Origin of the sequence: Campylobacter sp. IFREMER_LSEM_CL2090, from assembly GCF_025771865.1 — a bacterium.
Lineage (GTDB): Bacteria > Campylobacterota > Campylobacteria > Campylobacterales > Campylobacteraceae > Campylobacter_D > Campylobacter_D lari_D.
Genome location: NZ_JAKMRA010000010.1, coordinates 43,649 through 68,651, shown reverse-complemented (window position 1 = coordinate 68,651; position 25,003 = coordinate 43,649). Strand labels below are relative to the sequence as shown.

Sequence of the window (25,003 nt, the reverse complement as noted above, 5' to 3'; positions counted from 1 at the left end):
AGGAAAAGCAGTGATGATAGAAGCCAAAAAGCTTTGTCTTGGTTATGATGAGCTTGTTATAGAAAATGCTAGTTTTTCGCTAAAAGATAATGATTTTGTTTTTATCACAGGAAAAAGTGGTAGCGGAAAATCAACTTTGTTAAAATCTTTTTATGGGGATTTGGAGCCAATAAGTGGAAATTTAAAGGTTTGCAATAATGATTTAGTGGATATTTCTAATGCTGAACTTTTGCAGCTTAGGCAAAAAATAGGAATTATTTTTCAAGATTATCGTTTGGTTCAAGAATTTAGTGTAGAAAAAAATGTAATGTTACCTTTGATGATTAAAGGTTATAGTAAAAATGTATGTAAAGAACAAGCCGCAAAGCTTTTAAAGCATGTAAATTTAACTTTCAAAGCTGATAAAAAGCCAGCTCAACTTTCAGGTGGAGAGCAGCAACGCGTGGCCATGGCAAGAGCTCTAGCACATAATCCAAAATTACTCTTATGCGATGAGCCAACGGGAAATTTAGATGAGTATTCTTCAGATATTATATGGACTTTATTAAAATCAGCTAGAGAAATACTTGGAACTTGTGTGGTAGTTGTCACACATAGAATTCCTACTAATTTAAGACTTGATTATCGTCGTTTTAATATAGAAAATGGGAGAATGAATGAAATCTTTTAAAAATCATCTTTCTTTAATATTTGCTTTAATGGTGATGATGTTTGCTTTTGAGTTTTTGATTATCACAAATAAAACTATTGAATATTATGAAAAACTTTTAAATAAAGATTATAATATCATTTTAGTAGGAAAAACTCACTTAGATAAAAAAAGCATAGAGGATCAAGTAAGTCATTTTCAGTCTTTAGAAATTTTAAATCCAAATGAAATGATAGATAGACTTAAAAATGATATATCAGCTAAAAACATAGAGGTTTTAAAGGCTACATTGCCAAAATTTTATACTTTGAAGCTTAATAAGCTTTTGTCAGAAGATGAGTTAAACATTTTAAAAGATAAACTTTTAAAAAATCCTAACATTACTAGAGTGGAGACTTTTGCAAAAACGCATACAAAAATTTATAAACTTTTAGTTTTAGTGAAATTTTTATTATGGTTTTTCTTGTTTATTATAATATTGCTTAGTTTTGTATTATTACTTAAACAAATGAAAATTTGGCTTTTCGAGCATACTCAAAGAGTGGAAATCATGTGCTTGCTTGGCGCCCCATTTTGGTTTAGATCTTTTATGCTTTATAAGATAGTTTTTATTGATTGTTTTATAGCATTTTTATTGCTTGTATTATTTTTTACCCAAGTTTATGATCTTGAATCCATTAAACTAGCTTTACAAAGTGTAGACATTAGCTTACCTAAAATAAGTATTTTCACGCATTTATTTTTGATTTTTTTAGCAATGCTTTGTGTTTGTTTTGCTTGTGTGAATTTTGTGATGTTTAAGGTTAGAAAATGAAAAAATGCTTTTTGCTTTTTTTATTTTCCTTTTCTGTTTTATTTGCAAATGAAATTGCACAAAAGCAAAAAGATATTAAAGAAAATGAACGCATAGTAAAGCAATTATCTAAAAAATTAGAAGATTTAGCTAGTGAAATTTTAGATAATGAGAAAAATTTAAAAAAAATTGCTTCAGAAATTAGCACCTTAACTTCAAAAACTTCTAAACTTGAAGGATCTGTGAAAACTCAAATAAAAGCATTAGAACAGCTTAATGCACAAAATAAAGATCTTTTGCAAAATAAAAATAAGATCGAAGGAAAAATAATTGATTTAATTGCTAAAGATTTTGCTTATGATTTAGCAATCCCTAAAAATTATATTGAAAGTGAAGATAGTATTATAGCTTTAGAATTAGTTGGGGTTTTGGATAAAATTTTCAAAGAAGAATTTTATCAAATTTCAAAAGATTATGAAGATGTGAGCAAAAAAATAGAAGAAAAGCAAAGACAAATTACTACAATTAATAATAATTTAAAAGTTTATAAAGATCAAATTGATGAGCTTAAAAATCTTAGAAAAAAACAAGAGCAAGAAATAGCTAAACAAAAAACTGATAAAGAAATTTATACTAGAAAACTTTCTAATTTGCAAGCCCAACAGCAAGAATTAAGAAAAACACTCAATAAATTAAAAATTATCAAAGAAAAAGAAGAAGAAAAATTAGCACAAAAAAAGGATGATCAAAAGCCAAATTCAAACATAAAACAAGTAGGTTCAAGCTATCAAACAAGCAGTGTTAAGCGATATAATGGTCCTAAGACAATAGCTCCTTTAGAATCTTACACAGTAAAGCAAAAATTTGGAAATTATATAGATCCTATTTATAATATTAAGATCTATAATGAAAATGTAGTTTTAAAAAGTGATAGTGCTAATGCTGCGGTAAGAAATGTCTTAGATGGAAAAGTAGTTTTTGCAAAAGCAACTCCAACTTTAAAGCAAGTTGTGATTGTTGAAAATAAAGATGGTATACATACTATTTATGCGCATTTAGATAAAATTGCCCCTGGGGTTAAAGTAGGTAGAAATATCAAGAAAGGTTATATTATAGGTAGGGTTGAAAGTGATTTAACTTTTGAAGTAACCCAAAAGAATTTTCATATCAATCCTTTGGAAATGATTAAATAAATTAGTTTTTTTTAATGCGAATTTTGATATAGTTTTAAATCAAAGGAGAAATTTAATGAACAATAAAAGAAAAAGAGTATTGGTTAAATTTTCTGGAGAAGCTTTGGCTGGAGAAAATGGATTTGGTATAGAAAATTCTATTTTAAAATATATAGCTTCTGAAATAAAAAGTTTGATTCATGAAAATGTTGAAGTAGGTATTGTAATAGGTGGTGGTAATATCATTAGAGGGGTATCTGCTGCAAGAGATGGACTGATAAAAAGAACAAGTGGCGATCATATGGGTATGCTTGCTACTGTAATTAATTCTATAGCTATGCAAGAAGCATTAGAAAGTGCTGGACTTGATGTGAGGGTTCAAAGTGCTATCCAAATGGAAGCATTTTGCGAAACATATATTATGAGAAGAGCACATAGACATTTAGAAAAAGGACGCATAGTTATTTTTGCTTGTGGTACTGGCAATCCTTATTTTACTACAGATACTGCTGCAACTTTAAGAGCGGTTGAAATTCAAGCAGATATGATCATTAAAGCAACTAAGGTAGATGGAATTTATAACAAAGATCCTAAAAAATTTGATGATGCTATTATGCTTAATGAGTTAAGCTATGAAAGAGCTTTACATGATAATATAAAAGTTATGGATGATACGGCAATAGCCCTAGCTAAAGATAATGCTTTACCTATTGTGGTATGTAATATGTTTAAAGAAGGAAATTTATTAAAAATTATCCAAGGCGATATGAGCTTATGCTCTATTGTTAAAAATCAAGATTAAAGGTAAAAAATGAGAGTAGAACAAATAGCTGCAAAGGCATTAAAAAAATTAAAAGATGATAGATACAAATTAGCTCTTGTAGTAGCTAAAAGAGCTGAAGAGCTTGCAAATGGCGCAGAACCTTTAGTAAATTTAGATAAAAATAAATATAAATATACTGATATTGCTTTATATGAAATAGCAGAAGATAAAATCGTATTAGAGGGATTTATTGAAGCTGGTAAATGATGAGTTATTGCTAGATAAACTTGTTGATGATGTAAAAAATTGCAAGGATTTACAAAGAGCAAAAGAAATTCTTTTTATGGTTTTTCCACAATCTGCTGTTTTGGAAAAAGCAGTGGAGTTTTGTATCCAAAAACACGAAGGGCAATTTAGAAAGAGTGGAGAACCTTATGCGGTTCATCCTATATTGGTAGCTTCTTTTGTAGCTTTTTTAAGTCCTATACAATCTATGATTATAGCCGCATTATTACATGATGTATTAGAAGATACAAATTGTAATGAAGAAGAGTTAAATGCAAATTTTGGCGAAGAAGTAACAAAATTAGTTCAAGGTTTAACTAAAATAGTTAGTATTAGAGAAGATCATCTTACTCATTCTAATTCCAATGAGAAACTTGCAAAATCTGCTCTGACTTTTAGAAATATGCTTTTAGCGGGTGTTGAAGATGTGAGTGTGCTTGTAATAAAGCTTTGTGATAGATTGCACAATATGCTTACTTTAAATTATTTACGAGAAGATAAGCAAAAAAGAATTAGCGAAGAAACCTTAGTGGTATATGCACCTATAGCTCATAGACTTGGAATTTCAAGTATAAAGAATTTACTTGAGGATTTAAGTTTTAAATTTTTGCTTCCTGATGAATATGCACAAATTGATAATTATATAAATGCAAAAGATCAACAAATTCAACTTGGATTTAATGAATTTATTTCAAAAATAGAAATGTTATTTTTGGAAAATGGGTTTAGACAAGGTAGTTTTGTTATACATAAAAGAATTAAACATAATTATTCTATTTATTTAAAGATGCAAAGAAAAGGTGTGGGGCTTGATGAAGTTTTAGACCTTTTGGGTGTAAGAATTTTGGTTGAAAAAGTTTATGATTGTTATTTGGCTTTGGGAATTTTACATACGCATTTTAATCCTTTGATTTCAAGATTTAAAGACTATATAGCCTTGCCAAAACAAAATGGTTATCAAACCTTACATACAACACTTTTTGATGCAAAAAATATCATAGAGGCTCAAATTCGCACCTTTGATATGCATAAAACTGCTGAATTTGGCGTTGCAGCACATTGGAAATATAAAGAAGGAAATATTGCAACACCAAATTTAGATTGGCTTGAAGATATTTCTATGCATGGTAAAGAAGAAGGAAATAATATACAAGATTGTGATGCTATTGAGCTTTATGAATATGCAAAGGATAGTTTATATATTGAGGATATAGCAGTATATTCTCCTAAAGGTGAAATTTTTACCTTACCGCGTGGAGCTACGGCTTTGGATTTTGCATATGAGGTTCATACTAAAGTAGGACTTCATGCAAAAACCGCCTTTGTAAATCGTATGAGAGTCCCGCTTTTAACTGTACTTAAAAATGGAGATATAGTTAGTATTGAAACTTCGGAGGAAGAATTTTTTAGATGCTCTTGGATAGATAGTGTTAAAACAGGAAAAGCTAGAGCTAGTATAAGAGATTTTTGTAAGCAAAAGAAAAAAGAATTAAACAATAAAATTGCCATTAATCTTTTATCTACAGCATTTAATAAAGATTCTAAACTTATAGAAGAATGGCTTGAAAAAGAAAAATTTAATAAAAAGCTCAGACAAATTGCTTTAGATTTTAATTATTTTAAAGAGGTAATTATAGCTCTTAGAAAATATGTAGGACAAAATCAAGCAGCTAAATTTGAACAAAATGAACAAAAATTTGAAAGCATAGTGATTGGTTCTAATTATAAAATAACTACTATTAATTTTGATTATTGTTGTAGACCTAAAAGAGGAGATGAAATCATCGCTTTTAGACATTCAACTAGTGCTACAATACACCATAAACTTTGCGAACAAGCAATGAAGATGATAGAAGATAACAAAGAAATGGTTTTTGTTTCTTGGAATGATAGCTCGATAAAAAGTTACAAAATCATTGTTTCTATAGAAAATAAAAAAGGCTCTTTAGCGGATTTTCTAACTACTTTGGCTAAAATGCAGATTAATGTTTTAAGTATTAATTCAGCCGATTCAGAGCCTGTGGTGGCAAATTATTTTGAAGTGCAAGTTGAATTACCTAATAATATAGATGTTGAAAATGCAAAAGAAAGATTAAAAGCTAGGTATAAGATTTTAGATTTTACATCTTTAAATGATGCATATAATAATCACTAAAAAAGGTTTTATAATGAATATTGAAGAAATTATTAAAGAAATTAAAAGAGGAATAGCAGAAATTATTGATGAGGAAAGATTGATTTCTTTGGTAAAAAATTATTATGAAAAAGGTGAAAACTTTTTTGTAAAAGCTGGTTTTGATCCTACGGCCGCTGATTTGCATTTGGGTCATACTGTAGTTTTAAGCAAGATGGCTTTACTTCAAAAGCATGGAGCTATAGTACAATTTTTAATAGGTGATTTTACTGCTCAAATAGGCGATCCAACAGGAAAAAGTGTAACAAGAAAAAAACTTGATAAAGAAGAAGTGCTTAAAAATGCTAAAACTTATGAAGAGCAAGTTTTTAAGATTTTAGATCCAAGTAAAACTCAAATTCATTTTAATTCTAAATGGCTAAATGAGCTTGGTGCTGCTGGTATAGTAGAACTTACTTCGACTTTTAGTGTTGCTAGAATGCTTGAAAGAGATGATTTTACTAAGCGTTTTAAAGAGCAAAGTCCTATATCAATTTGTGAGTTTTTATATCCACTTTTACAAGGTTATGATAGCGTTGCATTAAAAAGTGATATAGAAATGGGTGGAACGGATCAAAAATTTAATCTTTTAATGGGTAGACAGCTTCAAAGAGTATATAATTGTCAAAAAGAACAAGCGGTGATGATGATGCCATTGCTTGAAGGTCTTGATGGTGTAAATAAAATGAGTAAAAGCTTAGGAAATTATATCGGTGTGACTGAAAATGCCAAAGATATGTATGCTAAGGTTTTGAGTATAAGTGATGAGTTGATGTTTAGATATTATGAGCTTTTAAGTGAAAAAAGCTTAAATGAAATTTCACAAATAAAAGATGATATTAAAAATGGCTCATTGCATCCTAAAAAAGCTAAAGAAAATTTAGCTTTAGAAATTACTGCGCGTTTTCACTCAAGCGAATGTGCGCTAAAAGCTAAGGAAGAATTTGACAAAGTTCATAGCGCAAAAGAGCTTCCTAGTAATATGTCAAGCTTTACTTTAGAAGGTAGTATTTGGCTTGCAAGAGCTATAGTAGAGTGTAAAATGGAAAGTTCTACTTCAGCTGCTAGAAGATTGATTAGTTCTAATGCAGTAAGTGTTAATGGAGAAAAAGTTCAAGATGAACAATTCCAACTAGAAAGCGGTGAATATATTTTACAAGTTGGAAAAAGAAAATTTGCAAAATTAAAGGTAATATAATGAGTTTTAAAGCTTTAAAAATTGGAAAGCATGAGATAAAATATCCTATTTTTCAAGGTGGAATGGGGCTTGGTATAAGTTGGGATAAGCTTGCTTCTGCAGTTTCTTTAAATGGTGGTTTAGGGATTATTTCTTCAGTGGGAACTGGGTATTATGAAAATAGAACACATATAGATAAAGAACTTAATGCAAAACCTTATGGTAGTGATAATTTTTACTCAAAAGCAGGCTTAAAAGCTTTGATAGATAATGCTAGAAAGGTTTGCAAAGACGCACCTTTGGGCTGTAATATTTTATATGCAAGTAATAATTATGCACAAATTGCTCGTAATGCTTGTGAGGTTGGTTTTAATGTGATAGTTTCAGGAGCAGGACTTCCTACAAATTTACCTGAATTTACACAAGATTATCCTGATGTTGCTTTGGTACCTATTGTATCATCAGCTAAGGCTTTAAAAATTATTTGTAAAAGATGGCAAAGTAGATACAATCGCTTACCTGATGCAGTTATAGTTGAAGGACCAAAAAGCGGCGGACATCAGGGTTTTACTTATGAGCAATGTTTAATGGATGAATATCAATTAGAAAATGTGGTGCCACAAGTTGCGCAAGAAATTAAAAATTGGGGCGACATACCACTGATTGCTGCAGGTGGAATTTGGGATAAGCAAGATATAGAAAAGATGATGTCTTTAGGAGCAAGTGGCGTTCAAATGGGAACTCGTTTTATAGGAACTTTTGAGTGTGATGCGAGTGATGATTTTAAACAAGTATTACTTGATTGTAAAAAAGAAGATATTGAGCTTTTAAAATCCCCGGTTGGTTATCCTGCAAGAGGAGTAAGAACTAATCTTTTAAATTTAGTAGATAAAAGAATGGGGCCAAAAATTTCTTGTGTGAGCAACTGCGTTGCACCATGTGGTAGAGGTAAGGAAGCTACTAAAGTAGGTTATTGTATAGCGGATAGATTATACGATGCTTGGAGTGGCAAAAAAGAAACAGGTTTATTTTTTACAGGAGCTAATGGGTATAGATTAGATAAACTTATTAGCGTAGAAGAACTAATGAAAAAATTAGTTTATGGTGAAGATGTTTAGAATATTTTTTATTTTTTTATTATTTTATATTGGTGTTTTTGCTAATGTAGAGGTTAAAAAATTTGATCAAAACTTTTTAACCTCTAATGCAGAAGAAAAATTACAATTACATCAACAACTAAAATCTTTATATATACAAAGCGTAATTAATGATAATAATGAAGAAAAAAATGAGATTTTAAAAAGATTAATCATTAGTTCAAATTTTTTAGGTTTTGATGATAAAGCTTATGTGCAAGAGCTTAAAGAAAGCGGAGTAAGTGAAGAAGAAATTTCGCGTTTAAAAAATGCTTTAAAAGTTATACAAGATCAAAAAATAAAAAAAGAGCTAGTAAAAAACGAAACTAATACTACGGCTTTTATTAATAAAAAAGAAGATAAAAAAGAAGATAAAAAAGAAGATAAAAAAGAAGATAAAAAAGAAGATAAAAAAGAAGATAAAAAAGAAGATAAAAAAGAAGATAAAAAAGAAGATAAAAAAGAAGATAAAAAAACCTCGGTACAAAAAGAGCTTTTTATTTTTGATGTTAAAAAATTAGATAATGGTATTTTGCTTGATTTGAGTGAAAAAATTAGCCAAAAAGATATAAAAAATTTTACTTTAAAAGGTGATAATTTTCGTTATGTTGCAGATTTTGATGGAATTTTAAAAGGGCCAAAGAGAAATTTTGAATTTAAAGATTTTGATATTATTGTATCACAATTTAATCCAACTAGCATGCGTTTAGTTTTGAGTTCTAAAAAAGAGTTAAAAGTAAAAATAGAGCTTAAAGATCAAAGTCTTTTTATGGGACTTGAAAAAATAGAAAAAAAAGAAGAACCTAAACCTATAGTTAAAAAACAAAGCGAGATTAAAAAAACAGAAGTTAAAAAAGAAGTTGTTAGAAATGAACCTTTATATATTTTAAAATCAAGTAAAGATAAAAGTGGTGTTAATTTAAAATTAAACAATGATATTGATATTGAAGATATTAAAATCAACTCTTTTAAAGATGGTAAAATGTATCGCTCTATTGTGAGTTTTGAAGCCATTCTAGAAGGTGATAGAAAAAAAATTGATATTAATAAAAATCAATCTATCACAATAGTGCAGTTTAATAAAACTACAGTAAGAATTGTTTTAAATTCTACTAGTGATTTTAAGACTAGTCTTGATTTGGATGATGATGAGCTATTTGTAGGATTTGAGAAAAAGATTAAAAAAACGCCAGTAAAAAATACTTCAAAAGTAGCAAAAGCTACTATCAAAAAATCAGGCAAAATTATAGTAATTGACCCAGGTCATGGAGGCAAGGATCCAGGAACTTTAGGAGATAAGGGTGTTAGAGAAAAGGATGTAGTTTTAAGTGTGGCTTTAAAACTTGGAAATGAGCTAAAAAAAAGAGGATATAAAATTTATTACACAAGAAGTACTGATAAATTTATAAACCTTAGAGATAGAACTTCCATGGCTAATGAGAAAATGGCAGATTTGTTTATTTCTATCCATGCAAATGCAGCACCAAATAAACAAAGAGCTAAGACTTTACAAGGAATTGAAACTTTCTTTTTATCTCCTGCAAGAAGCGAAAGAAGTAAAAAAGCTGCTGAAGCAGAAAATCAATCAGATTTTGAAGAAATGAATTATTTTTCCAAGCAAACATTTTTAAATTTTTTAAATCGTGAAAAAATAGTTGCTTCAAATAAATTAGCTATCGATGTACAGAAAAAAATTTTGAGCAATGTAAGAAAAAAATATAAAGTTGTTGATGGCGGGGTTAGAGAGGCTCCGTTTTGGGTTTTAGTAGGAGCACAAATGCCAGCGATTTTGATTGAAACAGGTTATATTAGCCATCCTAGTGAAAGAAATAGATTGACAAATAAAAATTTCCAAGAATTATTAGCCATTGGTATTGCCAATGGAATTGAAAGTTATTTTTATAAGAATCAATGAAAAAAGCAAATATTATTATAAAAAATAATGCGCCTTTTTCTTTGGATTTTGATGATTATTATTTTAATTCTAGTAATGGTTTAAGTGAAAGCAAATTTATATATACAAATGCTTTTGACTTTGAAAACAAACAAACTATTGTAGCAGAACTTGGTTTTGGTATAGGCTTAAATTTCTTTCTTACATTAAAGCGTTTTTTAAAAGAAAAAAAACACAATCAAAGACTTTTTTATCTTAGCTTTGAAAATTTTTATATAGAAAAAGATAAATTAAGAGAAATTTATAAAAAACTTGGTTTTTATGAGGAATTTAAAGAAGTTTTAGAGCAATTTTTAAATTTTTATCCTCCATGCAAGGATGGAGTTTATAGGTTTTATTTTCAAGATTGTTTTTTAGATTTGGTGTTTGGTGATGCTAAAGAAAATCTACAAAATTTAGACTTTAAGGCAAATATTTGGTATTTAGATGGTTTTTCACCTTCTAAAAATCAAGATATGTTTGATGATAATATTATAAACGATGTTGCTAAAAACTCAAAAATAAATGCTAAGATTTTAACTTTTTCTTCTGCCAGTGTTTTAAAAAAGGCTTTAATTAACAACAATTTTCAAGTGCAAAAGATAAAAGGTTTTAGAAAAAGAGAAATGATACAAGCCATTTTTAATGGTTTAGAATTTGAAGATAAATTTGCATATTTTAATACCCCATCTTTAAAAAAAGAGATTCAAAAAATAGCTATTATTGGAGCAGGTATAGCCGGAGCAAGCATGGCTTATGAGCTTTCTTTAAGAAATGTTCAAGTAGATGTTTTTGAAAAAGAAAATTCATTAGGAAAAGGCGCTTCTGGAAATATCAATGGAATTTTAAGCTCTTTGATTTTAAAACCCGATGTTTTATTGGGTGAGTTTTCACAATATGCTTTTTTAGAAGCAAGTAGATTTTATAGACAAATTTTAAATTTAACTCCACAAGGGGTTTATGAATTTGCTCATAATGAGCTTATGCAAGAGCGTTTTGATAGTCAAAAAGATAATGTTTTATTTGAAATTATTAACAATCAAGCCTTTTTAAAAGATGGATTTTGTATAAAACCTCAAGAGCTTGTGAAGACACTTTTGCAAAAAAGCAAGGCTAGGGTATTTTTTGAGTATGAATTTAAAGATTATTCTTATAAAAATGAAAAGTTTTTTTTAAATTTTAATAATCAAAAAATTTTAAAAGATTATGATGTGTTAATCTATGCTCAAGGTGCTGATGTTAAGAATTTTTTAGAGTATAAATATATGAAATTAAGTAGTGTAAGAGGTCAATGTACTCATTTAAAACCATTTTTAAAAAACCCGCATGCCTTATCTTCTAAAGGATATATTTGTCCTATTAATGAGGAGCTTAATTTACAACTTATTGGCGCAAGTTATGATAGGCTTAATCAAGATACAACGCTTTTAAAAAATGATGATTTGCAAAATATTGAAAATGTAAAAGAGTTTTTACACGATGAAAATTTAGAGATAATGGGCGGTAAAGTAGGATTTAGATCATATTCTAGTGATAGATTTGCCATAGCAGGTCAAGCCTATGATGAAAATTTTTATATGCAAAATTATAAAGCACTTTTATGGCATAAAAATAAAAATCAAGTCATACCAAATGATTTTATTCCTTTGTATTTTTCTATTGCTCATGGATCTAGAGCTTTTGCTAGTGCTATTGTTTGTGCTAGAGTGATGAGCTCATTGATTTTTGATGAGCCAAGAATAAAAAAAGAATTTTTATATGCCTTACATCCTGCAAGATTCTTAATTAGAAAGCTTAAAAAAGGACTTATTTAATCTTTGATTTATTAATTTTATATATTGGTATATTAAAATTAATATTTTAAGGAGGGTATATGAAAAGAAAAATTTTGCCAAATAATAATCAAAAATTTTTCAATGACGGACAAATGATTATTTCCAAAACAGATACTACAGGAAAAATCATATATTGCAATAGAATCTTTATTTCTCTTTCGGGCTATAGTGAGGAAGAATTATTGGGAAAACCTCATAATATAGTGCGTCATCCGGATATGCCAAAAGTTGTTTTTGAATTACTTTGGGAAAGACTTAAGAGTAAAAAAGAGATTATAGCTTATGTTAAGAATCTATCAAAAGATGGATCATTTTATTGGGTTTTGGCTTTTATCAGTCCTTCGTTTGATTCCAAAGGAGAAGTTGTTGGGTATTATTCTATGCGTTTAAAACCCAAAAAAGAAGCAGTTGAAAAAATAGAAAAATTATACAAAGAGCTTTTGATTGAAGAGCAAAAAGGTGGAAAAGGTGCATCAAGGAAGAAACTTGATGATTATTTAAATACAAAAGGGATGAGTTATGAAGAATTGGTTTTATCAATATAATATCAATCAATCTGTAAATTATTTTGCTTTATTTTTATTTTGTTTGATGGCAATCTTGGAAATAGTAGAAAATAATATTTTTGGTTTTATTTTTTGTGTGATTGGAACTTTAGTGGTGTTATTTGGGCTTGCTAGTGCTTATTATAGAAATAAAGAAGTTTTAAGGATTACTCAAGTTTTAAATGAGCTTACAAAAGGAAATTTGGAAGCAAGAATTACTCATATAGCTGTTCCAAAATCTGGAGTAGGAAAATTAAGTTGGGTTGTGAATGATTTAGCTGATCAAATGGAGGCTTTTAACAGAGAAATTCTTAATGCTATTTTAGCTGTAAAAGAACAAAGATTTTATAGAAAAGCAAGATTAGAAGGCTTAATGGGTACTTTCGCATATAATGCTAAAATTATTAATGAAGCTACTTTAGAAATAGAAAAAACTCAAAATTTATCCATAAGAAGTATTGTCGTTGAAAATGTTTCTAAGGATATGTCGGATTCTTTGCAAAAAGAATTAGCTTTGATTAATGTGAAATTAAATGATAATGCAAGCACTATGCATGATATATATGAGCAGGCAAATGATATTTCTACTCATTCTTCAAAAAGTGCCAAAAATGCAGAATTAATTTCAGTCGATTTGCAAAATTTAGGTGAAAATATCACTCAAATTCATACTTTAATGGATACTTTTTCACAGCAAATTAATAATGTTTCTTCTTTTATATCTATTATAGAAGATATTACAGAGCAAACCAATCTTTTAGCATTAAATGCAGCTATTGAGGCAGCTCGTGCAGGAGAGCATGGTAGAGGTTTTGCGGTAGTTGCAGATGAGGTAAGACATTTAGCTGAAAAAACTCAAGAGGCTGCCAAAGAAATTTCTGTGATGATTAAAGTATCAATAGAGCAAATGAGTAATATTAAAAATATAACTAATGAAGCTTATAAAGTTGCTAAAAAATCTAACTCAAGTTTAGAAGAATTCCAAGAGGTGTTTACCGGTGTTGATGAGAAAGCTAAAATTTTATTAGATGAGATTTCTAAGACAAGTGTTGATACTAATAAAATATTGCTTTATTTAGAGTGTTGTTTAAAAACATATCTAGCTTGCTCTTGTGTGATTAATTCCAAAATAGAAGATATAGAAGATAAAAATTTAGCCAAATTTGATTCTACAAGTAATATTTATGTTTTAAATCAAAATTTAAATTCTTATATAGAAAAATTATTTGATTGTATAAGAAACAATCAAATAGTCAAAGAGGAAAGAAAAATTTATGCACATATTAAGCAAATTCAAGATATAAATGAAAAAATGATAAGCGAAATAGAGCATAAAAAACATATTTAATAAGAGGTTAAATGAAAAAATACATTTTTTTAAGTTGTATATGTTTAAATGCGCTTGCTTCTAATTTAGAAGAAAGCTTAAGTGAGGGTGATGTTAATATAACTAAAGAACAAAAAACAAATGCAATTTCTAAACAAGTATTTTTTCAAAAACCGCAGGAGTATCAAGGTCAAAATGTCGATTTTGGTACTTTTGCTAGTAATTCTTTAGCACAGGTTTTAAATTTAAGCTCAAAGGACAAAACAGAAGCTAGTTTAGATTATAACGCTTTAAATGTAAATATTAAAAATATCAACTCAATTTTAGATTATGATAATGCTACTTTACTTTTAGAAAAACAAGCAAGAATAGGGCAGTTAGAGCAAGCTTATTCTTTGGGAATTATTAATCGTTATGAATTTGATGAAATCAATTTTGGTTTTAATTATTTCAATGATCAATATAAACAAGCTTATGCAAAAAATAGTTTTGGCGCTGAATTGCAATTTAGTCAATATTTTAAAGCATATGCTAATCATTATGATATAAAAGAAAATAATAGTGATGATAGTACAGAGTTTGGGGTTATATTTGATTTACCTTATTTAAATGTTTTAAATGTAAATTCTAACATGAAAGAAACACAAAATCAGTATAACATTACTTATTCTCCAATTTCTATTTTGGATTTATCGCTTAATTATCAAGATGAAAAAACAAGCGCAAAAGATCAAACAGCAATGTGGGTTAAGTTTAGACTAAATTATGAGCAAAGTTTAAGTAAGCAATTTTATAATAGCTTTTATCGTAAAAATAGTATAGCTGAGTTTAATCGCTATGATTTTGCTACTAGGACTTATTAATTGCTCATAAAACGAGTAATGTCGTTGTAAGTTACAAATACCATTAAGCTTAAAAGTAAAGCCATGCCAAAATAACTAAGATATTCAAAACATACTTTTGGTACTTCTTTTTTAAAAATTAATTCATAAAGATTAAAAAGTATATGTCCTCCATCTAGTGCTGGTATCGGAAGTAAATTTAGTACTCCAAGATTGATGGAAATTAAAGCTGTGATTAAAAATAAAACTACTATACTAGTATTTGCTGCTTTGGAGGTTATATCCACCATAGTGATGATTCCACCCATATTTTTAGCATCTAATTCCCCACTGATGATTTTAGCAAGACCTTTGAAAATAAGCAAAGAAGCATTTATGCTTTCTTCATAAGCATATTTCAAACTGCTAATTCCTGAGTGATAAATAGTAACAAACTCACCCTTAGGTGCTATACCAATAAGAGGTTTTTGAACTTTTTGATAAAACTCATTATAACCTTGGTCAATTTGCGGTGTTAAAGTGATATTGATAAATTTATTATCGCGTTCTATGTCAAGCAGGGTTGGTTTTGCGTGAACAAGTTTGCCAATTTCTTCAAAACTTTGAATTTGAACTCCATCTATAGCTAGGATTTTATCACCAATTTGTAAATTTGCTTTTTGTGCAGCTGAATTTGGTGCTATATTGCCAATAACAGGTGCAAGTTTTTGCACACCTAAAAAACCTATGGCTATATAAAGTAAAAATGCTAGAAAAAAGTTAAAAAATGGTCCCGCAAAAAGTATATAAATTCTAGCTAAAGGACTTAAAGTGTTATAGCTATTTGGCTCATAATTTTTTTCACTAGGATTTAAATCATCTTGTCCTTTAAGTTTAACATAACCGCCAAATGGTAGGGCGGATAAGCGATATTCTGTATTTTTGTAAGTTTTTTTAAAAATAGCTTTTCCAAAACCTATGCTAAAAATTTCTACATCAACCCTCATATGTTTTGCAGCTAAAAAATGTCCTAATTCGTGAAAAAAAATTAAAAAAGATATCACTAAAAGTGTTATTAAAAAACTAAAAGAATAAAATTTAAAGCCAATAGCTAAGATAATAAATAAAAATAAATATGATTTCAATTTATACCTTTTTTAAATGTTTTACATAAGCTAGTATGTATTCAAAAGCTGAATAAAGTGTAAGCACTAAAGCAATAAATAACAATGTATTGGCAAAAGGCCATTGCATGATTAAAAATATAATAGCTATCATTTGAAAAGTTGTTTTTATTTTACCTGCAAAAGAAGCACTTACATCAATTTTTTCACTTACCATAACCACTCTAAAGCCGGTGATGAAAAATTCTCTTACTAAGATAATGTAAACCATCCATGGATCAGCTTTTTGTGTAAGTAATAACCCTAAAAATGCAGCTAGAATAAGCATTTTATCTGCTAAAGGATCTATAATAGCTCCAAGTTTAGTAGTTTGATTCCAAGTTCTTGCAATATAGCCATCGAAAAAATCAGTTAAAGCAGCTATGCTAAAAATAACACAAGCAAAATAATTTACCCAACTAGGATGGATATTTTCAAAATCATTAATAAGTAAAAAAAACAAAAGTGGAGCTAATAATATCCTTATAAAAGCTAAGATATTGGGTAAATTCATACTTTTAAAATCCTTTATAAAGCACCCTTAAGGTAATATTACTTAAAGGTGGTACCACCATCTACGATCAAAGTATGGCCTGTGATCCAATTTGCCTTATCAGAGCATAAAAATAAACATGCGCCAGCTAGATCTTGTGGCTGTCCAATGCGGTTTAGCGGACTAAGATTGATAGTTGCATTTTTTACCTCTTCATAATTTGTAAATGCTTTAAGCGCGTCAGTATCAATTGGTCCACCGCTAACTACATTTACACGGATATTTTTAGAACCAAGCTCGGTTGCAGCATATCTTGCCATAGCTTCAACCGCTGCTTTAGCTGTACCATGACCAGCATAATTTTCAATATGAACTAAATTTCCTGTTGAAGAAATAGATAATATACTACCCCCATCAACTTTTTCCATTCTTTTTGCCGCTTCTTGCGCTCCAACAACAAAAGCATTTACAGTTGCTGTGAAAATATTATTAATACCTTTTGGCTTTAATTTCATAAATTTAGTATATCCACCTACAACAGCACGACCTGAAATGATAGCATTAGAGATGAAAAAATCTATTCTATCAAAATCTTGATCAATTTTTTCAAACAACTCTTTATATGTTTCTGGTTCAAGTATGTTAAATTCATAAGCTTTTGCTTTGATTTTATAATTATTTTCTAAATCTTTCACAATTTCTTGAGCTAAATCTGCATTAGAATTATAAGTAAAAGCTACATTAGCTCCTGCTTTTGCAAACTCATATACAATAGCTTTACCAATCCCTCTTGTTCCACCGCTAATTACTAAAGTTTTATTTTGAAAAAAAGTATCCATTAAAATCCTTTTATATTATAGTTTTTCATAATCGCTTCTATTTTTGTTAAATTGCAATCACTAGGTTTGCAAAGTGGCAAACGATATTCTAAAGTAGGGGTTAAACCTGCTATATACATTGCCGCTTTAATAGGTATAGGATTGCTTTCACAAAATAAAATTTTATTAATATTATATAACTCATCATTGATTTTTTTAGCTTCAATGTATTTTTCTTTTAAAGCTAGATGAGTTAATTTTGAAATCATATCAGGAAGTAAATTTGAAGTAACTGAAATCACACCCTTACCGCCATTTGAAAGTATAGGATAATTAATCGCATCTTCCCCGCTTAAAAGTATCATTCTAGGTTCATGCGCTAGCAAATCAACGCACTTATCAATGCTTCCACTAGCTTCTTTTACTCCGTAAATATTTTCACAATCTCTAAATAATCTTATAATAGTTTCTGTTTGAAGCTCACACCCTGTTCTTCCTGGGACATTATATAAAAGTACAGGTATATCTATACTTTTTGCTATTTCTTTATAATGAAGATATAAACCTTCTTGTGTGGGTTTGTTATAATATGGAGTAACGCTTAAAATTCCATCAGCTCCATGCTCTTGTGCAAACTTAGCCAAACTTACAGCTTCATGTGTGGCATTGCTTCCTGCTCCTGCTAAAACCTTACAAGAACTTCCTTTGCATGCATCTAGTGCTATTTCTATACAAATTCTATGTTCTTCATGGGTTAAGGTGGCACTTTCTCCGGTTGTTCCAACAGGCACTACTACATCAATTCCATTTGCGATTTGTCTTTTGATGAGTTTATGGTAAGTTTGCTCATCTAATTTTCCATTTTTAAACGGAGTTATTAAAGCTGTCATTGCTCCTATGATGATGTTATTGTCCATTTTCACCCCTTTTTAAGATTATTGTTGTAGATTTGTCTTCATTGAAGTATTTTCTAGCACAATGAATTAAATCATCTTTGCTTAGATTTTCTATATTTTTTTTATAATCAAGCAAAGGTTTTAAATCACCCTTTGCAAGATAAGATCCATAAATATTTGCAACGCTACTTGCATTGCTTAGTGAAAAAATAAAATCACTTTTTACGGTATTTTTGATTTTTTCCATGATAGCATCATCAAATTTGGCATTTTTTACATCTTCAAGAATTTTCAAAAGCTCTTTTTCAACATCTTCTGCTTTTATACCTTCATTACAAACACAAATAAATATAAATAAATTCTCATCTATATTTTCACTTGCATAGGCATAAAATTCATTGATTAGTTCTAATTTATCAATTAAAATTTCACTTATTAATGAGCTTTTTCCATTTCCTAAAAGCTCACTCAATGCGCAAAGTTTTGGCATATCTTCATGATTAAATGCAGGAATTTTGTATGCAAGTGCTAGTAGTTGCGTATCGCTTTCTTTGTGCAAGATCACGCGTTTAGCACCATCTTGTTCAGGTTCTTTTTCATGAACTATAGGGATTTCTTTGGTGTTTTTTATATCTTGAAAATGTTTTTTAGCAAGATTGAAAACTTCATCTTCATTAATATCGCCACTCACAAGCAAAATAGCATTTTTGGGTTGATAAAAAGTTTGATGAAAATCTTGTATATCTTCTATTTTCCAATTTTGTATATCTTTAAAAAAGCCTATTGGAGTCCAATGATATGGATGATGTAAAAAGGCATGATTGTATAATCTAAAATATAAATATCCTAAAGGATTATTATCAGTTCTCCAACGCCTTTCTTCTAAAACTACATTTCTTTCGGGTTGAAACTCATCATCTTTTAAATTTAAATTACGCATTAATTCAGCAAAAAGCCACAAAGATTTGTCTAAATTTTCACTAGAGCATTTTATAAAATAATGCGTATAGTCAAAACCAGTACTTGCATTATCCACTCCACCAAAACCCTTGACTATTTCATCAAATTCGCCTGCTTTTAAATTTTTTGTACTTTTAAAATTTAAATGTTCAAGCATGTGAGCTATGCCGCTTTTTCCCATTTTTTCATTTCTTGAGCCAACTTTATAAAAAATATCTACACTTATAACCCCGCTTTTTTTATTTACAGGTAAAGTGTAAATTTCAAGTTCATTTTCAAGGGTGATTTTTTTATAATTAATCATTTAAAATTAACTCCTATAGCTTGACTAATATGATTAAAACCATCTTGTTTTAAAAGTTCAATTAATCCTTGATTGATATTTTTAACAATGCTTGGTCCTTTGAAAATCATAGCTGTATAAATTTGAACCAAACTAGCCCCATTTTTAATGCGTTCATAAGCAAGTTCAGCACTATCTATACCACCGCTTGCTATTAAAATAGTATCTTGATAAATTTCTTTAGCTACTTCTTTAAAAAATGTCGCACTTTTTTGAGTGATTAATCTACCACTAATTCCACCAAAGGTTCTTGTATTATCAATTAAAGAATAATCTATACTAGTATTTGCCATGATAATACCATCAGCTTTTGCACTAATAGCACTTTTGCAAAGTGAAATTGCACTATCTATACTCATATCTGGAGCAATTTTTAAAATCACAGGTTTTTTTGTGATTTCTTTTGCTTGATTAAATAGGGTGTTTACAAATTCCTCACTTTGTAAATCTCTTAAATTTTTGGTATTTGGAGAGGATATATTAATCACAAACAAATCGCACAAATCTTTAAATTCTTTTAATAAAATAATATAATCATTAATAGCTTCTTCATTTGGAGTGATTTTATTTTTGCCTATATTTGCTACTAAAGGTATGCTAAAAGGATAGACTTTTTTTACTTCTTTTGCGATAGCATCTTTACCTTTATTATTAAAACCCATAGCATTTTGAATACTTTCTTGTTCAACAAGTCTAAAAAGTCTAGGTTTTTCGTTACCATTTTGAGGTTTTGGGGTGAAAGTTCCATATTCTAAAAAACCAAAACCTAAAGCACTTAGCGGTCTTATCATAGTTGCATTTTTATCAAAGCCACCTGCTAAGCCCACAGGATTGTAAAAATTTAAATTAAAAATTTCTTGATTTAAAATTTCATCATTTATTATACAATCTTTTGCAAAAAAACTAAGCCCTCCAGGAAATATACAATCTAGCGTTCGCATACTAAATTCAGCTAAAGCATGGGCATTTTCTGGATCTAATTTATATATTAAAGGTTTTAAACTTTCATAAGTCATATTTTTCCTTTTTTACAAAATAGCATATTTTACTAAAAAAATGATAATTCTTAGTTTTCATTTTCTTTAACTTTATCAGTTTTTTGTACTTTTTGTTTTAATTTTTGATAAATTTCACAATGTTGCATTAAATAAGCATCATTTCCTATAGAAGCTATTTTTCCTTTATCAAGCACAGCAATTTTGTCAGCATTTTCTATAGTGCTAAGCCTATGAGCGATGATGAGTATTAAGCGATCTTTTTTTAAGCTTTCTATAGTTCTTACTATGGCTTTTTCACTTTCATTATCAAGTGCTGAAGTTGCTTCATCAAAAATTAAAATTTGAGGATTTTTATATAAAGCCCTTGCTATGGCAATGCGTTGTTTTTGTCCACCTGAGAGATTTTTTCCATGCTCTTTTAATTCAGTATGTATGCCACCAAGCTCTTGAACAAAATCATAAGCATTAGCTTGTTTTAAAACCTCTATCACGCGTGTTTCGTTATATTCTTTAGCATAAGCAATATTTTGAGCTATAGTGTCATTAAATATATAAATATTTTGAGTTACCAAAGAAATATTTTCTCTTAAACTAATAATATCAAAAGAGCTAATGTCTTTTTGATTGATTAAAATCTCACCACTATCTTTTTCAAAAAAATACATCAAAAGATTGATAATAGAAGATTTTCCTCCACCACTTGATCCAACTAAGGCTAGAATTTCTCCTTTGTTAAAAGAAAAATTTACATCTTTTAATACCATTTTATCTTTTTGATAGCTTAAAGAGACATTTTTAAAATGAATATTTTGGATATTTTCTGTAAGTTTTTCATCGCCACCTTTAATTTGTGGTTCTAAATCAGTTAGATAAAAAGTTCTCTCACTAGCTGCTACTGCATTTTGCAATCTTGTATAAAGTGAAGAAAGTCTTTTAATAGGAGTATAAGCCATAAATAAAGCTGTAGTAAAGCTAAAAAAAGAACCTATGCTTAAACTTCCATCAATTACTTCTTTACCACCTATTATAATTACTATTGCAAAGCCAATTGAACCCATAGATTCCATTAAAGGGCTACTTAAAGCTTCAATTCTAATGCCTTTTAAGGAAAGTTTGCAAACTTCGCTATTAGTTTGGCTGAATTTTTGCATTTCACTTTTACCTGCATTAGAAGCTTTAATAAGTTCTATATTAGAAAAGATTTCACTTAATCTTGAAGTAAGATCAGAATTTTTTTCTTGAGTATTGCGTCCTATTTTTTTGATTTTTTTAGCAAAAATAGCAAGAGGGTAAATTGCTAAAGGTAAAATAACTAAAGCAAAAAAAGCAAGTTTTGGACTTTGATAAATTACCACACTTAAAAGTCCAATCGCGGTTAAACTTTCTCTTAAAATTTCAGGTATTATAGTAGAAACTATATTTTGTAAAGCTCCAATATCAGAAGTACACCGGCTGATTAATTCTCCGCTTCTGTATTTATGAAAAAAGCTCATATCTAAGCGTAAAAGATTGCCAAGAACTAATTCTCTTAATCTTCTTAAAATATCTATCCCAACATAAGATATATAATAAACTTGCATATAAGCACCAAGATTTTTTAAAACATAAATTAAAACAACAAGTAAAGGCATATAATAAAGCAAATCAACATTTTTTTCTATAAAAATTTTATTTAAAATAGGCTCTATGATGTATGCACTAGCAGCTGTGCCACCACTAGTTAAAAGCATGCCAATAATAGCTAAAACAAAATAAAACCAATAATCTTTATAATAAGGCTTAAAGCGAGTAAATACCTCTTTAAGCTTCATTTCTTTGTAATTTTTATCCATTTTTCTCCCATACCACACCATTTGGTGTATCCATTAAAAGAATATTCTCTTTAGCTAAATCATCACGGATTTGATCTGCTAGGGCATAGTTTTTTTCTTGCTTTGCCTTGTTGCGTAGAGTGATTTTTTCTTCTATTTCTTGACATTTTTCTTGACTAATGCCAAATTGAAAATATTTTATAGTATCCATAAAACCTATACCAAAAATAAAAGCAAGTTCTTTTAAGTTTTTTTCTACTTGTATTTTATAAGCTTTGTCTTTTAGGTTTTGATCTAAGTAAATATTACTTTCATTGATAAACTCATCAAGTAAAGCCAAGGCTTTAGAGGCATTTAAATCATCATTTAAAACTTCTAAGATATTTTTAGCTACTTCGCTTTCTATGGTAGTTTTTTCATCTATAAAAGCATTTAAATTTAAGCGTTTTTTTAAGCGATAAAATTTATCAAGTCTTTTTTTAGCAGCTTGTAAGTCTTCTAAAGCGTAGTTAAAATGCGCTCTATAATGCACACTTAAAAGATAAAATCTCAAAACCTCTCCGCTAAAAAGTTTTAAAGAATCTTTTAGAAAAAAGCTGTTTCCTAAGCTTTTGCTCATTTTTTCACCATTAATTTGCACAAAGCCATTATGCAGCCAAAAATTAGCCAGCTCATGATTGTTTTTACAACGACACTGACAAGCTTCATTTTCATGATGAGGAAAAAGTAAATCTATGCCTCCTGCATGAATATCAAGTTTATCTTTAAAAATACTTTCTATCATCACAACGCATTCTGTGTGCCAGCCTGGTCTTCCTTTGCCAAAACTTGCAGGATAAAATTTTTCATCAAATTTCCATAAAACAAAATCGCTATCATTTTTTTTAGCCACGCTTTCTTCTAGGCGTGATTGATTATCTTCTAAATTTCTTTTAGAGATATAAAAGTATTTATCATCTTTGCTGGTATCAAAATAAATTCCATCTTCAAGTTTATAAGCTAGGTTTAATTCTAAAAGTTTTTCTATATATATAATCATTTGCTCAATATAAGCTGTAGCCTTTGGTTTAAAATCAGGTTCTAAGATATTAAGCGCTTGCATATCTTCTTCATATCTTTTAATATAAAAATTTGTAATTTCTTCTAAACTTTTACCACTTTCTTGTATTTTTTTTAAAATTTTATCATCAATATCAGTGTAATTTCTAGCAAAAACCACTTCATAATCACTTGCTAGTAAAACTCTTCTTAAAAAATCAAAACAAACACTACTTCTTGCATGTCCTAAATGTGCATCATCATATACAGTAGGTCCGCATAGATAAATGTTTGCTTTTTTTGCCTCATTTGGGATAAATTCGCATTTTTTCTTTAAAACACTATCAAAAAAAACCATTAAAATAAACCTTTAAAAAAATGATAAATTCCAATTAAAAATTGTATTAAAATATCTTTAATTTCAAATAAGCCTAGAGCAAATAAACTTAAAAATACTATACTAATAAGCCAAAATTTAACCCTAAAAATACCCCAAAGATTTTTAAAGCCAAATTCTTTAATATTAGCATATAATAAATAAAAAGCACTAATAGATGAAGCTAATGCAATGCCTAAGCTCTTATAGGCTTCTTCTTTGATAAGTAAAATAATCACTATACTAAAAAATGCTGATATAAAAAGTGTTTTAAAGGCTATTATAGCGGCTATTTTTTGTTTAAATTTAGCATAAAGCCATAAAGAAAAAAGTTTTTGCAAACCAAAAGGTAAAAGTCCTAAAAGATAAGCTTGTAATAAAAATGCAGTGATTTTTGTATCTTCTTGATTAAAATTTCCTCTTTGAAATAAAAACTCTACAATTTCTTTAGCTAAAATAATCCCTACTATGCTAGCTAAAATCAAAAGCACGCTTAAATATTCAAAAGCTTTTTGCATAAAAGCTAAGGCTTTTTGTTCTTCATTTGCTTTTAAATGTCTTAGTATTTTTGGAAAGCTTACTTGACTTAGAGCGATTGCAAAAAGAGCTAAAGGAAGCTGAAAAACTCTGTTAGAATAATACAAATACGAAATACTTCCAGCCATTAAAAAACTAGCTATAGTAGTATCTAATAATGAACTAATTTGATTTGCCGAAGAGCCTAAAAGTCCATGGGTAAAAGTAGAGTGGAATTTATCTAAATTGGTCTTTGTTTTTTTAAGTTTTATGCTTAAATACATGCTTTTTAAAATTCTAGTATTTTTTAAAGCAAAAATATGCCATATAAGTTGAGCTAAACCACTTAAGACAGTCGCATATGAAAAATAATACAAGGCCTCTAAAGGCTCATCTTGATTGACAAAAAAACCTGCAATCACAACAAAAAGATTAAAAAATGAAGCAGAAAAAGAAGTGATGAAAAAATTTTGTTTATAATTTAATAAAGAGCCTAAAAAAGTTACCAAAAAAATAAAAAACAAATACCAAAAATTAATAGAAACCAAAGGCGCAGCCAAGATAATTGTTTCTTTATTAAAGCCAAAAGCAAAAATCTTTGTAAAAAATTCAGCAAAAAAACTCACTAAAATACAGGTTAAAAACACTATAATACTAAATTGCAATAAAACATTTATACAAAAAGCACCTTTTTTACTTGCTTTTAAAAAACTTGGTAAAAAAGCTTGTCCAAAGGCCCCTTCTGCAAAAATTCTTCTAAAAAAAGCAGGCATTTTTAAAGCCACAAAGAAAATATCGCTATAAATTCCAGCTCCTAAGTACAAAGCTAAAACAATATCTCTTAAAACGCCCATAATCCTAGAAAATAAAATTCCTAAGGCATTGATGATGAAATTTTTAAAAACAATATTTTTTCTCATTAGTTTTCATTCTTTAAACATTAGTTTGAGTATTATAAAATTTTTAATAGAGCTAATTTTAA

At 28.7% G+C, this 25,003-nt stretch carries 22 protein-coding genes; 13 read left to right on the top strand and 9 right to left on the bottom strand.

Features of this window, described 5'->3' with window-relative positions; genetic code table 11:
* Positions 1-13 precede the first annotated feature (13 nt).
* The 13 genes from L8V85_RS07110 to L8V85_RS07050 are packed head-to-tail and all read left to right on the top strand — an operon-like array spanning position 14 to position 14,651.
* Positions 14-670 (top strand): cell division ATP-binding protein FtsE, encoded by a 657-nt coding sequence (locus L8V85_RS07110; RefSeq protein ID WP_039625813.1) that lies wholly within the window; start codon positions 14-16, stop codon positions 668-670.
* The gene (locus L8V85_RS07105) at positions 657-1,463 is read left to right on the top strand and encodes an ABC transporter permease (RefSeq protein ID WP_133319253.1); all 807 of its coding nucleotides are present in this window, start codon (positions 657-659) and stop codon (positions 1,461-1,463) included. Before L8V85_RS07110 ends, L8V85_RS07105 begins: the two co-directional genes overlap by 14 nt.
* The gene (locus tag L8V85_RS07100) at positions 1,460-2,635 is read left to right on the top strand and encodes a murein hydrolase activator EnvC family protein (RefSeq protein ID WP_133319252.1); all 1,176 of its coding nucleotides are present in this window, start codon (positions 1,460-1,462) and stop codon (positions 2,633-2,635) included. The genes L8V85_RS07105 and L8V85_RS07100 overlap by 4 nt, the downstream gene beginning before the upstream one ends.
* A gap of 55 nt (positions 2,636-2,690) precedes the next feature.
* Positions 2,691-3,416 (top strand): UMP kinase, encoded by a 726-nt coding sequence (gene pyrH, locus L8V85_RS07095; RefSeq protein WP_133319251.1) that lies wholly within the window; start codon positions 2,691-2,693, stop codon positions 3,414-3,416.
* Between the two features lie 9 nt (positions 3,417-3,425).
* On the top strand, positions 3,426-3,644 hold the full coding sequence (locus L8V85_RS07090; RefSeq protein WP_133319250.1) for a DNA-directed RNA polymerase subunit omega: 219 nt from the start codon (positions 3,426-3,428) through the stop codon (positions 3,642-3,644).
* Positions 3,628-5,817, top strand: a complete 2,190-nt coding sequence (locus L8V85_RS07085) for a RelA/SpoT family protein (protein ID WP_133319249.1) — start codon at positions 3,628-3,630, stop codon at positions 5,815-5,817. The genes L8V85_RS07090 and L8V85_RS07085 overlap by 17 nt, the downstream gene beginning before the upstream one ends.
* 13 nt (positions 5,818-5,830) lie before the next feature.
* Complete coding sequence (gene tyrS, locus L8V85_RS07080; protein WP_263737735.1) at positions 5,831-7,033, top strand: tyrosine--tRNA ligase; 1,203 nt, start codon at positions 5,831-5,833, stop codon at positions 7,031-7,033.
* Positions 7,033-8,130, top strand: a complete 1,098-nt coding sequence (locus tag L8V85_RS07075) for a nitronate monooxygenase (protein WP_263660623.1) — start codon at positions 7,033-7,035, stop codon at positions 8,128-8,130. Before tyrS ends, L8V85_RS07075 begins: the two co-directional genes overlap by 1 nt.
* Complete coding sequence (locus L8V85_RS07070; RefSeq protein WP_263737734.1) at positions 8,123-10,063, top strand: N-acetylmuramoyl-L-alanine amidase family protein; 1,941 nt, start codon at positions 8,123-8,125, stop codon at positions 10,061-10,063. Before L8V85_RS07075 ends, L8V85_RS07070 begins: the two co-directional genes overlap by 8 nt.
* Complete coding sequence (mnmC, locus tag L8V85_RS07065; protein ID WP_263737733.1) at positions 10,060-11,895, top strand: bifunctional tRNA (5-methylaminomethyl-2-thiouridine)(34)-methyltransferase MnmD/FAD-dependent 5-carboxymethylaminomethyl-2-thiouridine(34) oxidoreductase MnmC; 1,836 nt, start codon at positions 10,060-10,062, stop codon at positions 11,893-11,895. The genes L8V85_RS07070 and mnmC overlap by 4 nt, the downstream gene beginning before the upstream one ends.
* Positions 11,896-11,954: 59 nt before the next feature.
* Positions 11,955-12,461: a PAS domain-containing protein gene (locus L8V85_RS07060; protein WP_133319244.1), complete on the top strand. Its 507-nt coding sequence runs from the start codon at positions 11,955-11,957 to the stop codon at positions 12,459-12,461.
* A complete protein-coding gene (locus L8V85_RS08380; RefSeq protein ID WP_220566631.1) occupies positions 12,436-13,809 on the top strand; it encodes a methyl-accepting chemotaxis protein in 1,374 nt (457 codons plus the stop codon). The genes L8V85_RS07060 and L8V85_RS08380 overlap by 26 nt, the downstream gene beginning before the upstream one ends.
* Positions 13,810-13,820: 11 nt before the next feature.
* A complete protein-coding gene (locus tag L8V85_RS07050) occupies positions 13,821-14,651 on the top strand; it encodes a hypothetical protein (RefSeq protein ID WP_263661289.1) in 831 nt (276 codons plus the stop codon).
* Here the strand turns inward: L8V85_RS07050 and rseP are convergent.
* From rseP to murJ, 9 genes are read right to left on the bottom strand one after another with little or no spacing between them, the layout of a single operon-like run.
* A complete protein-coding gene (gene rseP / locus L8V85_RS07045; RefSeq protein WP_263661290.1) occupies positions 14,648-15,754 on the bottom strand; it encodes an RIP metalloprotease RseP in 1,107 nt (368 codons plus the stop codon). The two genes, L8V85_RS07050 and rseP, sit on opposite strands and share 4 nt — an antisense overlap.
* Before the next feature lies 1 nt (position 15,755).
* Positions 15,756-16,286: a CDP-diacylglycerol--glycerol-3-phosphate 3-phosphatidyltransferase gene (gene pgsA / locus L8V85_RS07040; RefSeq protein WP_263659587.1), complete on the bottom strand. Its 531-nt coding sequence runs from the start codon at positions 16,284-16,286 to the stop codon at positions 15,756-15,758.
* 38 nt (positions 16,287-16,324) lie between these two features.
* The gene (locus tag L8V85_RS07035; protein WP_263659588.1) at positions 16,325-17,104 is read right to left on the bottom strand and encodes an enoyl-ACP reductase; all 780 of its coding nucleotides are present in this window, start codon (positions 17,102-17,104) and stop codon (positions 16,325-16,327) included.
* Complete coding sequence (gene dapA, locus L8V85_RS07030) at positions 17,104-18,000, bottom strand: 4-hydroxy-tetrahydrodipicolinate synthase (protein WP_133319239.1); 897 nt, start codon at positions 17,998-18,000, stop codon at positions 17,104-17,106. The genes L8V85_RS07035 and dapA overlap by 1 nt, the downstream gene beginning before the upstream one ends.
* Positions 17,990-19,243 carry a M16 family metallopeptidase gene (locus tag L8V85_RS07025; protein ID WP_263737732.1) on the bottom strand — a complete coding sequence of 418 codons (1,254 nt, stop codon included), beginning with the start codon at positions 19,241-19,243 and terminating at the stop codon, positions 17,990-17,992. Before L8V85_RS07025 ends, dapA begins: the two co-directional genes overlap by 11 nt.
* Positions 19,240-20,298 (bottom strand): quinone-dependent dihydroorotate dehydrogenase, encoded by a 1,059-nt coding sequence (locus tag L8V85_RS07020; RefSeq protein WP_133319237.1) that lies wholly within the window; start codon positions 20,296-20,298, stop codon positions 19,240-19,242. The genes L8V85_RS07025 and L8V85_RS07020 overlap by 4 nt, the downstream gene beginning before the upstream one ends.
* Before the next feature lie 50 nt (positions 20,299-20,348).
* Positions 20,349-22,112 carry an ABC transporter ATP-binding protein gene (locus tag L8V85_RS07015; protein WP_263737739.1) on the bottom strand — a complete coding sequence of 588 codons (1,764 nt, stop codon included), beginning with the start codon at positions 22,110-22,112 and terminating at the stop codon, positions 20,349-20,351.
* Positions 22,105-23,487 (bottom strand): cysteine--tRNA ligase, encoded by a 1,383-nt coding sequence (gene cysS, locus L8V85_RS07010; RefSeq protein ID WP_263737731.1) that lies wholly within the window; start codon positions 23,485-23,487, stop codon positions 22,105-22,107. The genes L8V85_RS07015 and cysS overlap by 8 nt, the downstream gene beginning before the upstream one ends.
* Positions 23,487-24,941: a murein biosynthesis integral membrane protein MurJ gene (gene murJ, locus L8V85_RS07005; protein WP_263737730.1), complete on the bottom strand. Its 1,455-nt coding sequence runs from the start codon at positions 24,939-24,941 to the stop codon at positions 23,487-23,489. The genes cysS and murJ overlap by 1 nt, the downstream gene beginning before the upstream one ends.
* Positions 24,942-25,003 lie beyond the last annotated feature (62 nt).